We start from the raw sequence: 14639 nt of genomic DNA, 5'->3' as shown, positions 1-14639 counted from the left end.
ATTACGGCTATTTGGTGGCACTTACATCTTGAGCTTACTTGTTGTTCATTGATTGGTAGGAGGCTTGTAGCATGAGATATCGTAGATTTTTCTCAGAAGGGTTTCATGTGTTTGAAGATGTTCGTAACGATGCCCGTAAAGAGCGACGGTTGACTATATCGGCTCATGGCATATATATGTTTTTAGATAAAAACAGAAGGTGAATAATAACGAGGGAGTTAAAGTATTATCCAGAAGATTTTTATACCTTTGAAGATAAATATCGGGGTATCAAACGATTGAACGTTGATGGACATGTCGGCTATTACGAAAATGGTTTTATGCTGTGTCTTGATGTCAATGAGCATCATATTGGTAAAACTCCTTTGCCTGCCATTTTTCTAAACTGTGTCCATACAGTTATATAGAAAGTTATATTGGTAATGTCAGAACAAGAAGGATCGTTTATGAGCGCGTCAGAGATTCGAATAAGATAAATCATCTATGATCAACTATTTATTATTATAACAAACTGCGCCTTACATTGGGGTAAAACTCAGTTTGTTATTTCCACCGTCAGCAATATCTTGTTCTAAACCTGATTATGATTACGTGCCAATGCAGCAATTAACTCATTAACTCCATTCGTCACACGACTAAATTTACTTTGTTCTTTGCGAGTCATTACCACAAACACGCCGATATTTTGCTCAGGGATCATCGCCATATAGGTATTGAACCCGCCGCCACCGCCAGTTTTCTGGTAAATACCGGGAATATCGTCTTTGGCATCCATATACACCCAACCAAGCCCGATGCCATCCGCCAGACCTGCAACATCCATCCCTTTTATGGATTTCAGATCCGCGCGTTTAAAATAAATGCCCTGTTCACGACTGGCCGTCTGTTTCCTCAACTGATTTTGTGAAGATAAAAACTGCTGCATCCAGCGTTGCATATCTGCGGGGGTGGAATAAATACCGCCACTGCCTGCTGCTGCAATAGTATTGACACAAGGGCTGGGTTTAATTCCAGCCATCAAACGGGTACATTGGGATTGCGTGGGCATCAGCGTTGTATCTTTCATGCGATAAGGCCGGGTGATCTCCTCTTGCAGAAGGCGCACATAAGATTCTCCGGTGGCTTTGGAAAGAGCGTCAGCCAATAAATCATAGGCCAGATTTGAATACGAAGCTGTTGTTCCGGGCACGGCATCAATTCCTGCGGTTTTCAGCCAAGTCCAACGGTTAGATTGAGTTGGCCAAATAAACACGGGGCGTCCCCATTTTCCGCCCGGTTGTTCGCGTGGTAACCCGCTGGTATGGCTCGCCAGATGATACAGACGGATTGGCTGACCTGAACCATAATCCGGTACATGAACACCGTAATGAGAATACTTCTGCAACGGATCGGTAATCTTGATACGTTTCTTCTGTGCCAACTTGATCATGACCTCACTGGTCATCAACTTAGTAATAGAAGCGATACGAATCAAAGAATCCTGACGCGGACGAACGCCACTCCCCGGATAGGTCTCCCCAAAACTGCGATGTACAACCTGATTATTATCGATCACGACCATTGCCATCCCTAAAGGATTACCTTCATCAAAGATGGACTGTGAATATTGATCGACCAGCGAAGCAGCCATTTTCTTGATAGTGTCATCGCCTTCAAAAACTTCCCACTTTGCAGATTGCGCATTAGATTGTTGAAATTTATTCTGGTATGAATTGCCAGAATCAGCACAAGCCGAAATCGCCCATGTCAGGGCGGAAACTGCACACAGTTTATATAGCTGTTTTTTCATTTTTGGATTAACCAATCAGAGAGTGCCTAAGTGGGGAGAATAAAACCGCTATTTATTTTTCTTAAATAGCATCATGATGGCACCGATAACGACACCCAACAGAATACCTATAAAAATCCAACTGATAATAGTCATGATAATTTCCCTCATAGCAGTGTATTGTTTTGAATTATATAAGGAGTTCATAGGTTGTCTATTGGCAAGAGCGAATTATGACAGGGAAATTTGTGCTGTGCGGAGGTAAGGGAAGCCGTGTTCTGAACGGAGTTGGTTGAAAAATGGCATTAATGATTCTTTTTTCGACACTTGAACGAGATTGAAAGGATAAATGTTGCGAACGCTCTTCTGACAGGTATAATGACCCCCGTTCTCCGAACCCTTCAGTGCCGAAGTGGCGAAATCGGTAGACGCAGTTGATTCAAAATCAACCGCTTTCGGGTGTGCCGGTTCGAGTCCGGCCTTCGGCACCATACAAAGCTTTTTTTAAGTCTACTAACGTCTACTTTAGTACATAAAAACAGTAAGTTAAGCAGGTTTCTGGCTTTTCTTAGTCTGTCCACGTCTACTCAATTCCTTGAACATATACCAACTGATGATGGTATAACTGATGGTATTCCCGGTTCGATTGATTTTGGTACCAACACTGGAGGTATCAACTGATGGCTCTCACCGATATCAAAGTTAGGACTACCAAGCCCTCCGACAAACCCTTCAAACTCACCGATGGGCAGGGTATGCACCTGCTGATCAATCCCAATGGTTCAAAATACTGGCGACTCCAATACCGTTTCGGGGGCAAACAGAAAGTTTTAGCATTGGGTGTTTATCCAATGGTCTCTCTTGGTGAAGCCCGCAGGAAGCGAGATGAAGCCAAAAAGTTGGTATCTGATGGTATCGACCCTTCTGAGAAGAAAAAAGCAGATAAGATTGAGCAAAGCGAAGCCCTGACATTCGAAGCTGTTGCAAGGGACTGGCATACTGCCTGTAAAAGGAAATGGTCAGATTCCCATAGTGAAAGGGTTTTAAAGAGCCTTGAAGACAACCTTTTCTCTTCCATAGGACAGAGAAAAATAGCCGAGCTTAAAACTAAGGATCTTCTCTTTCCAGTCAAAACTGTTGCGGCTTCTGGACGACTAGAAGTAGCTGCTCGTCTGCAACAACGAACCACAGCAATAATGCGATATGCCGTCCAGAATGGCTTAATTGACTACAATCCAGCACAAGAGATGTCTGGGGCAATTGCAGTTGCGAAACGAACCCATAGACCAGCCTTACCATTTGATAGGTTCTCAGAGCTTTTAGAGCGCATCGAAAGCTTTAAAGGTAGGAAACTTACTAAATTAGCTGTGAAGCTGACATTGCTCATTTTTATCCGTTCCAGTGAACTCCGATTCGCAAGATGGTCGGAGATCGACTTTGAAAATGCGATGTGGACTATCCCTGGAGAACGCGAGCCACTGCCAGGGGTCAAACATTCCCATCGAGGCTCAAAAATGAAGACCCCACACCTCGTGCCGTTAAGTCGTCAGGCCTTAGAACTTCTAAAAGCCATCAGAGAAATCAGCGGTGAATGCGACCTTGTATTCATTGGCGATCATGATTTCAGAAAACCTATGAGCGAAAACACAGTGAACAAGGCACTAAGGTCGATGGGTTATGACACAACTGTTGAGGTATGTGGGCATGGTTTTAGAGCGATGGCTTGTAGTGCTTTGATCGAGTCAGGAAAGTGGTCGAGAGATGCTGTTGAGAGGCAGATGAGCCATCAGGAGCGGAACTCCGTTCGCGCCGCATACATTCATAAAGCTGAGCATTTGGACGAGCGTAGGTTGATGTTGCAGTGGTGGGCTGATTATCTTGATGAAACAACTGAGAGAAGAATTGCACCTTTTGATTTTGATAACTAACTGATTTTAATTGATAAAATGGCGTGCTCAATAAAAAACTGAGGCGCTATTTTTTTATTTTCGATTTATGTGCTATTACGAAGTAAAACTTTTTACAACGGAGTGGCATTAATGAAATCTTGGGTAAAAATGAATAGTTGGACATCAGAAGACACCAAAGCAGTGAAAACATGGTTTGATTTGGATAGATATCGAGAGTTTGAAAACATTTCAATTAATATGCTTTACCATGAAATATGGGCGAGGACATATTTCTTCAAACCAGTAATAGAAGAAGGAATGCAGAAAACAGTATTGAAAAATTATATGCAGATATTAGAAGGTAATCCTTTTCTCATCAAAGAGAAAGACTTGAATTATATGGATGCTGAAAATCAACTTTATCAACCGCCATACTTTTTTATAACCACGGTAGATCGAATAGCAAATATCAGTTTTGCTTGTATGAAAAAGGCTTTATTCATAAGAGCAAATTCAGAACAATATAAGATTGATTCCACTATTGAGAACGAATACATATCCGAAAAAATCCCTGAACAGTTTCCTACTACAATTATGTTAGAAATCGATCTTGCGGCTGGAAGTGATGATGAGATAGCAGAGGCACTGCGAATATCATTACCACAATGGCGAAAAGTTAAGGGTGTAAAACCTGCACCGCTTGATGCAGTAAGATTTGGTTATGGGACAATAAAAAAGTTAATGAGCTATAGAATAATACCAATGCTTGATTTACTTGCTTGGTCAGAAAGAAAAAAAGTGCTTCTGTCAGATGATAGAATATCACGATTGATTTATAGAGATGAAGATGACGATAAGGTAATTAGACAAGGGTATCATATTAGAGATGCAGACCGACCTTTAGCTATGAAAGTAGTAGAAAATGATTTTTTACGCCAATTCTACTTTTTTATAAATAAAAACAGACATATTAAAGAGATGAGCGTTGATGATGTAATGAAAATTACAGACGCCGATTGATTATATTGTAATGGTTGATAAATATATTTTAAGAAAGATTTTACTGGAAATAGAGTATTTTAATGATTTGAAATGCAGTAACGATTATGCGAGATATGACAATTTTTTTCACGGTATGATTGTGCTATTATATAACAGTGAATATTATGATGGATTTTCCAATGGCGCTAAGTATCGATAATATAAGAGTTTTTTCAAGGGTGTTCAGCCGCCCAGTTTTCGAGGCTTTAGCCAAGGGAAGAGAACCGTCTAATGTCTTGGATTTTGTGTCTTTCTCTGATGAAATGAAGCAGGATGGGCAACCATTACATACATTTTTTAGTGAATGTTATAAAGAGTTATCCAGAAATTATAGAAATGAGTATGTTTACAAAACAGAAGTAGCCAATCGAATAGTTTTTGGGAGGCATAGTCCCCGGACCTCATCCTTATTAAGTGAGCTTCATGTCGGAAAGTCTATTGTTGATATTGCAATTTTTAACGGAACATCTACAGCGTATGAAATTAAAACGGAATATGATACCCCGCGTAGATTGCAAACTCAAACCCCAGATTATTTAAAAGCATTCGATAAAGTTTATGTGGTTACTCATCCAAATTTATCTGAAAAATATGCTGAGATTGTTCCAGATAAAGTTGGTGTTATTGCATTAAATAATAGAGGTAGCCTTAAGATAGTGAAAAATGCTGAGTCAAATTTAGCTAATGTTGATATATTATATATTTTTCGTATGCTGAAAAGAAGTGAATACCTTCCAGCAATAGAAAAATTCATTGGCGAGAAGATCAATTTACCCAACGGGCTTATTTATGCATTCTGCGAGGATATATTTAAAAAAATCCCTCAGGATATAGCTCACAATATTTACATTAATGCAATGAGAGGCAGAACGACAAGTGATGATATTGTAAGCTTTGTTAATTGCCTTCCTAGTTGCCTTCGTGTGTTGGGAATGTCATCTGCTTTATCAAGTGTTCAACGTAAAAAGATCCTCACGGTTTTGGGGATAGTGTAGAGATGCTTAACTTTATGTGATCATTTTTCTCTCTGGAGGGAGTCATATGTATAGTCCATATCTATATGGTCGTGGTTCTGAGCTGTTAGCGCTAAGAGAATTGGCAGCAAGTTGTACTAATGCTGAGTTGTTTATACCGATAATTGAACTTGTGCTAACCAAAACCGATAAACTTATACGTTGTTTAGAGATACTTTCAGAGAAAAACAAGAGGGTCATGTTAGTCATCAATCCAAAACAACATGAGTTTAGTAAAGATATAGAGGCTCGAAGAAAATTTGTAGCAACGATTAAAAATAATTTAGATAAATGTAAAACGCTTATCCCCACCCTTATAGTTGACTCAAGTGTAGCAATTGAAACCCTTAATGGTTTCTTAAAAGCATTTGAAGGTTCAAATGTTGCTTTAATATACAACAAGCCAAGTATTAGCGATGTGGAATTTTCCAAGTTAACAAAATTAAAATTTATTGAATTTCATATCACTATTGATGGTAATGTTACCGATTTTCAATTTAATGAAATCCCTAAAAATAAACTTATTGAAGTGAAAGATAACTTCGTCAAATTAGATAAGAATGCAGATTACTCTGGCCAAGAAGTTTTCACGGATAAACATAAAAAAATTGGTAAAACAGTATTAGGTATCGGTGATTTCACTATAGTCGGGAAAAAACTTGAGATTGGTGGTGGCAAGGCTGGTGCCGTTGCATCTCATTTAATTTATAAACATCCTGCAAGCGGTGATATATGGATAGAACATTTTGTTTCGAATGACACTGATAGAGACATTGGCGATGTAGCGTCAAAATTCTTACAAATGACAGATAAAATTGAAAAGGAAGTTAGAACAAGGGCCACAGAGTACGGCTCTAATAAAGCATTAGAAAAATATAACGAGCATTATAAAAGCAGAACGTTTCCCGGTTTGGGGAAAAATAAAGAATACCAGATTAGACACCACATACAGCACATAATTGATGTAATATCAGGAAAAATCTGACAGTAAAGAGGCTATTCTATAGCCTCTTTTTAGTTTTGTTTAGAGCTTTTTTGTTATGAATTTTAGATTCGATTATATTTTTTTCTCTTTTAGCAGTGTGTATGTTATTTAATGTAATGGATTTTTTTGTCAGATCTTGATAGTTCTCTGTGAATATATTTTCAGATATAGCAAATGAATTATCTTCCTGTTTTGTTAATATTTCTTTGCCGAGCATATAACTAATTAAAGAGGTTATTTCATCTGGTATTATCGTTGTTCGTTCAATTATATCATCAATTAGAAGTTGTAAGAAATCAAGATATTCTCTTGGTGTTAGATTACATAGGTATTTATCATAGAATTCATAACTACCAAGTTTGATTAATTCACTTCTGAAAAGATGCTCATTACTATAATAATACACTCTAATGTGGTCTATGTTCCCTTTTATATCAATCATTTTTGGGTCCTTAATAATTATTGTTATAATAAAATAACATGTCAAAACTATTATGCAATAGAATTTAGAAGGTTTTTATTATAAAAATAGATTTTTCAATCTAACTGCTTATTGAAGAAAAAACATAATTAGAGGGTGCCTTTATACGCAATTGAACAGATAGTTATCTTCTCTAAGCTCAAATCTAGTGAGTAAAGGCTTTCGATCTTGTGAAAATTTAGGTGAATGAAAGAACTGTTTTCTACCTGTAGCCTATTGATGTGAGGGTTTCGGATGTTATGAAACTCTCAGATTCTGAGTGATATGAATCTCCAGAGACTCATAGTTTCGAACCAGGGATGGCTCTGGTGTTCGTAATCTCGCTTCATCCATTCGAAATTCATTTGTACTGTATCCCTGTAGAAACAACAGAGGACATACATATGGAAAATCAAGCTCGTCTCATCCGTTTACCAGAAGTCATGAAGAAAACTGGATTTGGTAAAGCGTGGATCTATCGTCTTATCAGCCAAAATAGGTTTCCACAGCCAGTAAAGATTGGTGTTCGTGCTACCGCTTTTGTCGAAAGCGAAATCGATGAATGGATTCAATTAATTATCGAAAATTCAAGAAAGCATGTCGCTTAACAAAAATGCTGCTTCATCGATTTTTAACTTTTGATAATGTATTAAGAAAAAGAAATTTACAGATTTTGTGAGTTTACGTAGTGGGTTTGAAACAACGAGGCTTTGTAAAGTTTGCATCTGAAAAAAAGAATATATTTGACGTAATTCTTTACCTTTTTTCTGGCAGAGCTTTTGCTATAAGACTTAGAGATGGTTTTCTTAATATCGGGTATGGATACAATTTACTAGCCGTACCTGTTTATTTGACGTCAAATAAAATTTTTCAAGCCATTAATTCATATACAAAATAGACAAGATTAATTGTAAAAAATTTGAATTATTTTGAATTGCAATATATTTAATAAGTGAGAGTGATATTAATTTGTAAATTTTGAGGTGAAAATGGGATATAAAGTAAAGAAATTCATCATGAGTAGTGGGGAGCGAGGATGCCTGATCCTTGATAAAAAAAGTAATCTACCAGCTTACTACCAAAATCTATTTCTTACTACAGATATAAGGAATAGAGGCGCAACGGCCTCAACGATGGAAATAGTTGCCACTAACTTACTAATTTTCAGTAATTTCTTGGATGGTAGGGGAATTAATATAATTGAGAGAGTTGAGCTTAAAAAATATCTCAGCGTTGCAGAAATAGATGATCTGGTAAGATATGCGAAACAAAGATTCGACAGACAAAAAATTATAAATATAAAATCAGCAAATCATAGGTTTATTGCGAAGAGAACCTTTAGTTATAGAATACACGTTTTTTCACGCTATCTTAAGTGGTTATGTGGATTAGTTCATTCGTCAAAAGGGATTCATGCAAAGTATGAAGTAGAAGTATTTATTGAAAGTATCAAAGCACATATTCCAAGAAACAGTTCATTGAATATGAATGAAATATCTGAAAAATCGTTAAATGAAGAAGAGATCAAAGTACTTTTCCGGCTTTTGGAAATTGGCGGGATTGAAAACCCTTTCCATAAGGAAGTACAGGTCAGGAACAGACTAATATTTACCTTGCTCTTGAATTTAGGTTTAAGGGCTGGAGAGTTGCTCAACCTTAAAATAGATGATTTTGATCTCAGAGACAACACTCTAAGTGTAGTCAGAAGACATGATTCAAAAGAGGATGGAAGATCTTATCAACCATTAGTAAAGACTGGCGAAAGGATTATTCCGTTATCTGATGAATTAGCCAGTGAAATTTTTGATTACATAAGCAATAGCAGGGAAAAAATGACAAAAAGGAAAAAACATAATTTCTTATTTGTGGCTCATTGCACCGGGAAAAATGCAGGAGAACCCTTAAGCATTTCAGCTTATGAGAAGGTGATATCAACACTGAAACGAGCAAGTCCAGAGCTATATAATCTTTCAGGCCATAGGTTAAGGCACTCTTGGAATTATATGTATTCTAAAGGAATAGAAGGTGCTGAATTAGAATATAGTAGAAGGAAAGATTTAAGGAATTATCTAATGGGTTGGTCAAAGGAGTCAATAATGTGTGATAGATACAACTATAAATATATATCACAACAAGAGAAGGATGTCGTCCTAAAGGTCTATAAATCAGTAAGTAAAATAATTAGTGGAGTTTAGTATGGAAAACAAATGTATTGAAAGTGAGCAAATCTTTTTTGCTAAGATGAATAGGTATAGTTTCAAACTGTCAGATAAGAAATGGCAACTGGATAAAGAAAACTGCGTATACCCTCATAAAGTTGTAGATAGAATGCCTACAAAAATGAAACTTAGCTACTTAAAAACATTGGCTTACTATGCGTCTGAATATAGTTCTTTTTATATTCAAAGCATTAACAATCTATTTTATAAGTGGTTTGGTGCGATGACTATCGATACTATTGATGACAAAGCCATATATCAATTGAATGTTCATTTAGGTTCAGCGAGAAACTACAAGCTAAACATAGTTAAGGCCTTCATCACTAAATGGAAAAAACTCAATTACCCTGGAGTAGAAGCGACTGCCCTTAGAATGTTGGAGAAAATAAAAATCATTCCAAACCAAACAGGAGAGGCAGTTAAAAGACGAGATCCAAATAAAGGACCTTTAACTGAAACGGAACTAAATTATATCCTTAACTCTGTTAGCAAATTTTATCTTCAGAAGAAAATTCAACGCTTCTTATATTGTTATATTCTTCTGTTGGCAATAACAGGAAGAAGGCCATTACAATTAATCTCTCTAAAAGCTAAGGATCTCATTAAAAATGAGAAAGGGTATTTTTTAAATGTACCAAAAGTAAAACAAAGGAAATCATTCAGAAATGAATTTAACATGGTAATGATAGAAAAGTTCTTATATGACAGCTTATCAATGCTAATTAATGAAAATCAGGTGTTTGTAGAAGATAAATTTAGTGTTGGGATTAATAACTATAGAGGCGAATTGCCAATCTTCATGGATTTAGACAAGATTACGGAAATAAAAAGGATTGAGGGTTTTCTATCTGATTTAACAACAGATTTTTTCCATATGAAAAATTCAGTCATGTCAAAGCTATTAAAACGCTTTCCTTCAAAATTCGATGTTAGATCAGAAAGGACTAACAGCTATATAGAGCTTAATGCCAGAAGATTCAGATATACATTAGGGAGTCGACTGGCTAATGAAGGAGCCTCAATTGAGGTGATTGCTAAAGCGTTAGATCATAAATCAGCAAACTCTTCTATGATTTATATAAAAAATAATCCTGACAGTGTTTATGATATCGATAAGAAACTAAGTGCATTTTTTAACCCCTTATCTAATATACTTATGGGCGTAGAGATTGAAGAAAACAAGAACTTTTTTATCAAGTATGTTTTAGATTCATTTTTATTATTAGAAGATACGAAAGAGGAATTTAAATGTTTATCTTGTAAAAAATTCAACCCCTGGAGAACATAATGAATAATATATTTATTTTTGAACCAAGTAATAAAAACAACCCACACGATAATGTTATTAAGTTCATCGAGTTTTGTAAGGATACCATTTCTAATAATAATTTAACAACTTCCTGGGAAAGCAATAAATGGAAAGGTTTATATAGATTTACTAAGTTTAACTTAAAAAACAACCTAAGCAGCAAGGAACGCTTAGATGATAGTTTTATTAATTTTGCTAAAGCATATATGTTGCATGTGCATTCATTCAATAAATCTAAGACGAAACACTCAACATTATCAATGTTGAAGATTGTAGAATTCGTTTTACTGAAAATCAATATGGAAGCTAATGTAAGCTATTGCAACAATTCAGTTTTTGATGAATGCATAAGAATAGCCTCTGAAAAGTATTCTAAAGCACATGCATTTGCTATTGGGAAAGAACTTGAGAAATTGAGTTCATTTTTAAGTGATAATAGGATGACTAACTCATCTTATTTATTTTGGGTAAATCCAATTAGGTATAGGATTACTCAGTCTTGGACTGGTTATGATTCTTCACTTGAAGGCCATCCTAGATTGCCTGATATCAAATCAGTTATTGCGATTGCTGAGATTTTTTCAAAGCGGGATGAACAATTATCTTCAAGAGATATATTTACTACATCTGTGCTTGCTTTACTTATGTGCGCACCAAGTAGGATATCAGAAATTTTAGCTTTGCCAGCGGATTGTGAAATTACAGAATGTGATGGAAAGGGTATTCAAAGATACGGATTGAGATTTTTTTCAGCAAAAGGGTATGAAGGTAATATAAAATGGATTCCAACTTTAATGATACCTGTAGCTAAAAGGGCTATTAGCAGATTAAAAGAATTATCAAGTCAAGCGAGGTTATTGGCTGCTGAATTACAAAAAAATCACTCTAATTCAACGATGGGAACCCTTAAAGAGAATATACCTCAAGATTTCCCTTGGTATGATAGAGAGAAGAAAATTGAATATTCTAATGCGCTTTGCTTGTTAACTGAAGGACAGTTAAATCAAAACAAAAAGAAAATGTTAGATAAGTTATTCAGACCTACAATGAGTTTTTTTAAAACTGACATTGTTGATTCTGATTATATAAAAGGACATTTTAATATCTTTAAAAGACATGGTTATATAAATGAAGATGGTAGCCCATATTTGCTAAGAACACATCAACTGAGGCATCTTCTCAACACATTTGCTCAAATAAATAGCATGGATGAATTTAGTATTGCTCGCTGGTCTGGACGTAAGCTTATTTCTCAAAATGTTTCTTATGACCACAGATCGCATCTTCAAATGTCTAAAGCAATAAGAGAACAAAAGTTATCAGTGTGTGTTAATGAGCACAGAATAAAGGATATTCCAGTGGTGGATCTCAATGAGTTTGATTCACTTAGTAGTGGTGCAGTACTTGTATCAAAACATGGCTACTGCAAACACTCATATGCGTTTAAGCCGTGTGAACATTATCCGATTGAGAATTCTGGTTTAGATAACGAAACGATTTCAAACATTCACGATAAAATTTTAAAAAGAACACTGTATGATAAAAATGATGGGAACATAAATGCTGATAGATGGTATGAATTCCATAAGAGAATAAAAAAAGGAGAATAAATGGCTAAGCATATAAATGGTTATCATGAGAAGAAGATTGTAGATGTTATTAACACATGGTCTATAGATGAAAAACTAACCTGGGATGCTTTGTGCGACAGGTTAGTAAGGATTATTGGGAAAAGACCATCAAGACAATCCTTGAGTAGTCATGTAAGGATTGCAGAAAGCTTCAGTGTGAAAAAAGCCACTATCAAATCTGGTGCAATACACACTGTAAAACCTGCTAATTTAAAAGTGGCTTCTCAACGAATTAGAAGACTTGAAGCAGAAAATGAAGCTTTGAAGGCATTAAATGAACGCTATTTAGAGCAGTTCAAAGTATGGCTTTATAATGCTCACCTTAAACAAATCACGATTGAAGAACTTAATAATCCGTTACCTGCAAAATACCTTTAATAGAATTGATAGGTTTTAGCTATTGACATGGTAAAATATTATGTTATTTATTTTCTTGTCAGGACGACAAAATTTCACTATTGCAAGGATGCATATTATGGATAAAACAAATATTAACTTAATGGAAAGGTATCTACTTCTGCTTGATCGATTCGTTGATAAACTCGCTGAATCAGGTTTCTCAGAGCAAAGAATTATAGAACAATCATATCTTTTTTGTGCAGGATTTTATATCAAATACCAAAGTGGTATCGAAAAAATGACCTTCTCCAACAGGGAGGTTGTTTTAACCTTTCTGCTACTTTCATATTATAGTCATATAAATAAACTGGATGATGATTTGATCAACAAAGAGCGTATGAAGCATGTATGTTCTTCATTGATTAACTTTATAGTCAGTAATGGTAGCCGAACAGAGAAAGTCTATGCTAATGAGAAAAGGAAATATGAGGCTTCAACTCTAAAAAGAGAATTATCGAAAAAGGATAAAAGGAAAAGATATGGGTTGTAGTGTTTGTATGGTTTTCATTGAACTTACTTAATCTATAGTCTAAATTTTAATATTAGATTCGTAAATCTATAATTCTATGAATCTAATTAATGCTTAAAAGCATCCTCTAAGATGCTTTTACTGTTACTATGCATACATACCCAGAACCTTTAACAAACGATAATAGAGGGGAGTTGTGTATAACAACCCCCTGACCTTACTAAGGTTAGCGATATTATTCAGCATCGTTCTGTCAAACATTTAATTTTTTTTGAAAAATACTAATTCTACCTCTTAAGTTAATAACTTCTACTTGATAGTGTATTTTGGTAAGTTGGAGTACAATTTTTTGATTGGATCGTCAATAAGAAAAAGCTAGAATCCTTAGAAGGACATAGATTTTCATAGGGTCAAGATATGACGATTGCGAAGGATAGTTCGACTGATGAAATCATTCATGGAAATGATCTCCGTGGAATGGATGATTTTTACATTAAGACAACGAGTTTTGAATGCCCATACGAGCTATGTAAAATTAAAGCCACACCTTGTAGTTTTACTATGAAACATGTTAATCAATCATATTTTAGATATGGTGATAAACATAAGGATGGGTGTGGTATTCATGATCCACGATATAAAAACAATCATACTTCAAATGACGAAAGAAAACATAATTCGCCACCTGCTCCGGTTATATCACTATTAAATATTGATGTGAAACCAAGAGGTGGTGTTAAAAATGCCCGAAAAAGTAAAAATGAAAATCACAAGGATGAAAAAAAAGGTAATGAACATCCTGTATCTTCATCAAGTATTAAGCCAGTCGTTGACTATTACATAAATAATAGCAATCATAATGAACAGCTATCAATCCCTCCATATGGCACGCGATCTTATAAAGATACATTTCAACTTATTTTTTACAAAAACAACATACGTTATTACAAACCTGCTATTTATTATGGTGTAGTCCAGTCTAATATTCGTCTGCATGAAGATTCAGATAAACATTGTATTACTTTCCTCGCAAGGGATAAGAAGACCCAAAAACCATTTACGCTTGAAATTGATGTTTCTGACTGGAATAAAAGTCAGAAGGATGTGTTTTGGAAAGAATATGAAAAGCAAAGGAAGGAAGCTGATAGGTATTATAAGGGACTTAAAGATAAAAGGAATGCTAAAAAATACCTGACGGTTTTCTTTTTTGGGATGCCGGATGAAAATGATAAGTTTCTATTTAAGACAAACCACTTTAAATTAGTATATGTGGCTTTCTTGGGTAAATTTGAAAGCTCATATAATGATAGTAATTATTACATTGAAAATGATCTGTCTGTATCATCATTGAATGAACAACCCATTTCATTATCTGATATAGACCATAAAAATCATGAATATAATATTGAAACTTCATTAGATTTTAGTTCTCCTTTGCCAGAGCCAGAGCCAGAGC

13 protein-coding genes and 1 tRNA gene are annotated in these 14639 nt (G+C 35.3%); 12 read left to right on the top strand and 2 right to left on the bottom strand.

Translation table 11 applies throughout. The annotated features are described in order from the left end of the window. Positions 1-571 precede the first annotated feature (571 nt). Positions 572-1789 carry a D-alanyl-D-alanine-carboxypeptidase/endopeptidase AmpH gene (gene ampH / locus FE394_RS04900; RefSeq protein WP_319925283.1) on the bottom strand — a complete coding sequence of 406 codons (1218 nt, stop codon included), beginning with the start codon at positions 1787-1789 and terminating at the stop codon, positions 572-574. Positions 1790-2174: 385 nt separating this feature from the next. Between ampH and FE394_RS04895 the strand changes: the two genes are divergently transcribed. The 5 genes from FE394_RS04895 to FE394_RS04875 all read left to right on the top strand — a co-directional run bounded on the left by FE394_RS04895 (position 2175) and on the right by FE394_RS04875 (position 6696). Continuing rightward, positions 2175-2259, top strand: a tRNA-Leu gene (locus FE394_RS04895). A 189-nt stretch (positions 2260-2448) separates the two neighbouring features. Then, positions 2449-3696 (top strand): tyrosine-type recombinase/integrase, encoded by a 1248-nt coding sequence (locus tag FE394_RS04890; RefSeq protein ID WP_319925282.1) that lies wholly within the window; start codon positions 2449-2451, stop codon positions 3694-3696. 111 nt (positions 3697-3807) lie between these two features. Next, complete coding sequence (locus tag FE394_RS04885) at positions 3808-4677, top strand: DUF6387 family protein (RefSeq protein WP_319925281.1); 870 nt, start codon at positions 3808-3810, stop codon at positions 4675-4677. Between the two features lie 146 nt (positions 4678-4823). Continuing rightward, positions 4824-5693, top strand: coding sequence for a sce7726 family protein (locus FE394_RS04880; protein ID WP_249213344.1), 870 nt, complete (start codon positions 4824-4826; stop codon positions 5691-5693). A gap of 46 nt (positions 5694-5739) precedes the next feature. Continuing rightward, complete coding sequence (locus FE394_RS04875) at positions 5740-6696, top strand: sce7725 family protein (protein ID WP_319925280.1); 957 nt, start codon at positions 5740-5742, stop codon at positions 6694-6696. A gap of 16 nt (positions 6697-6712) precedes the next feature. On the opposite strand, the gene FE394_RS04870 is transcribed toward FE394_RS04875, so the two are convergent. Next, the gene (locus tag FE394_RS04870) at positions 6713-7138 is read right to left on the bottom strand and encodes a hypothetical protein (protein WP_319925279.1); all 426 of its coding nucleotides are present in this window, start codon (positions 7136-7138) and stop codon (positions 6713-6715) included. A gap of 422 nt (positions 7139-7560) precedes the next feature. On the opposite strand from FE394_RS04870, the gene FE394_RS04865 reads away from it, so the two are divergent. The 7 genes from FE394_RS04865 to FE394_RS04835 all read left to right on the top strand — a co-directional run. After that, on the top strand, positions 7561-7764 hold the full coding sequence (locus tag FE394_RS04865; RefSeq protein ID WP_016190490.1) for a helix-turn-helix transcriptional regulator: 204 nt from the start codon (positions 7561-7563) through the stop codon (positions 7762-7764). Positions 7765-8145: 381 nt separating this feature from the next. After that, positions 8146-9351, top strand: a complete 1206-nt coding sequence (locus FE394_RS04860) for a tyrosine-type recombinase/integrase (protein ID WP_319925278.1) — start codon at positions 8146-8148, stop codon at positions 9349-9351. 1 nt (position 9352) lies between these two features. Next, positions 9353-10663: a tyrosine-type recombinase/integrase gene (locus FE394_RS04855; protein WP_319925277.1), complete on the top strand. Its 1311-nt coding sequence runs from the start codon at positions 9353-9355 to the stop codon at positions 10661-10663. Beyond that, complete coding sequence (locus FE394_RS04850) at positions 10663-12294, top strand: DNA-binding protein (RefSeq protein ID WP_319925276.1); 1632 nt, start codon at positions 10663-10665, stop codon at positions 12292-12294. Before FE394_RS04855 ends, FE394_RS04850 begins: the two co-directional genes overlap by 1 nt. After that, positions 12295-12693 (top strand): hypothetical protein, encoded by a 399-nt coding sequence (locus FE394_RS04845; protein WP_001052044.1) that lies wholly within the window; start codon positions 12295-12297, stop codon positions 12691-12693. A gap of 97 nt (positions 12694-12790) precedes the next feature. Beyond that, entirely contained in the window at positions 12791-13204 is a 414-nt protein-coding gene (locus tag FE394_RS04840) for a hypothetical protein (RefSeq protein WP_000361846.1), read from the top strand. 396 nt (positions 13205-13600) lie between these two features. Continuing rightward, positions 13601-14639 (top strand): hypothetical protein (locus FE394_RS04835; protein WP_319925275.1); only part of this gene is annotated, 1039 nt, incomplete at its 3' end.

Source organism: Xenorhabdus littoralis (assembly GCF_033949345.1).
Classification (GTDB): domain Bacteria; phylum Pseudomonadota; class Gammaproteobacteria; order Enterobacterales; family Enterobacteriaceae; genus Xenorhabdus; species Xenorhabdus littoralis.
Note: the sequence above shows the minus strand (reverse complement) of the source record. Positions and strands in the feature narration are given on the sequence as shown.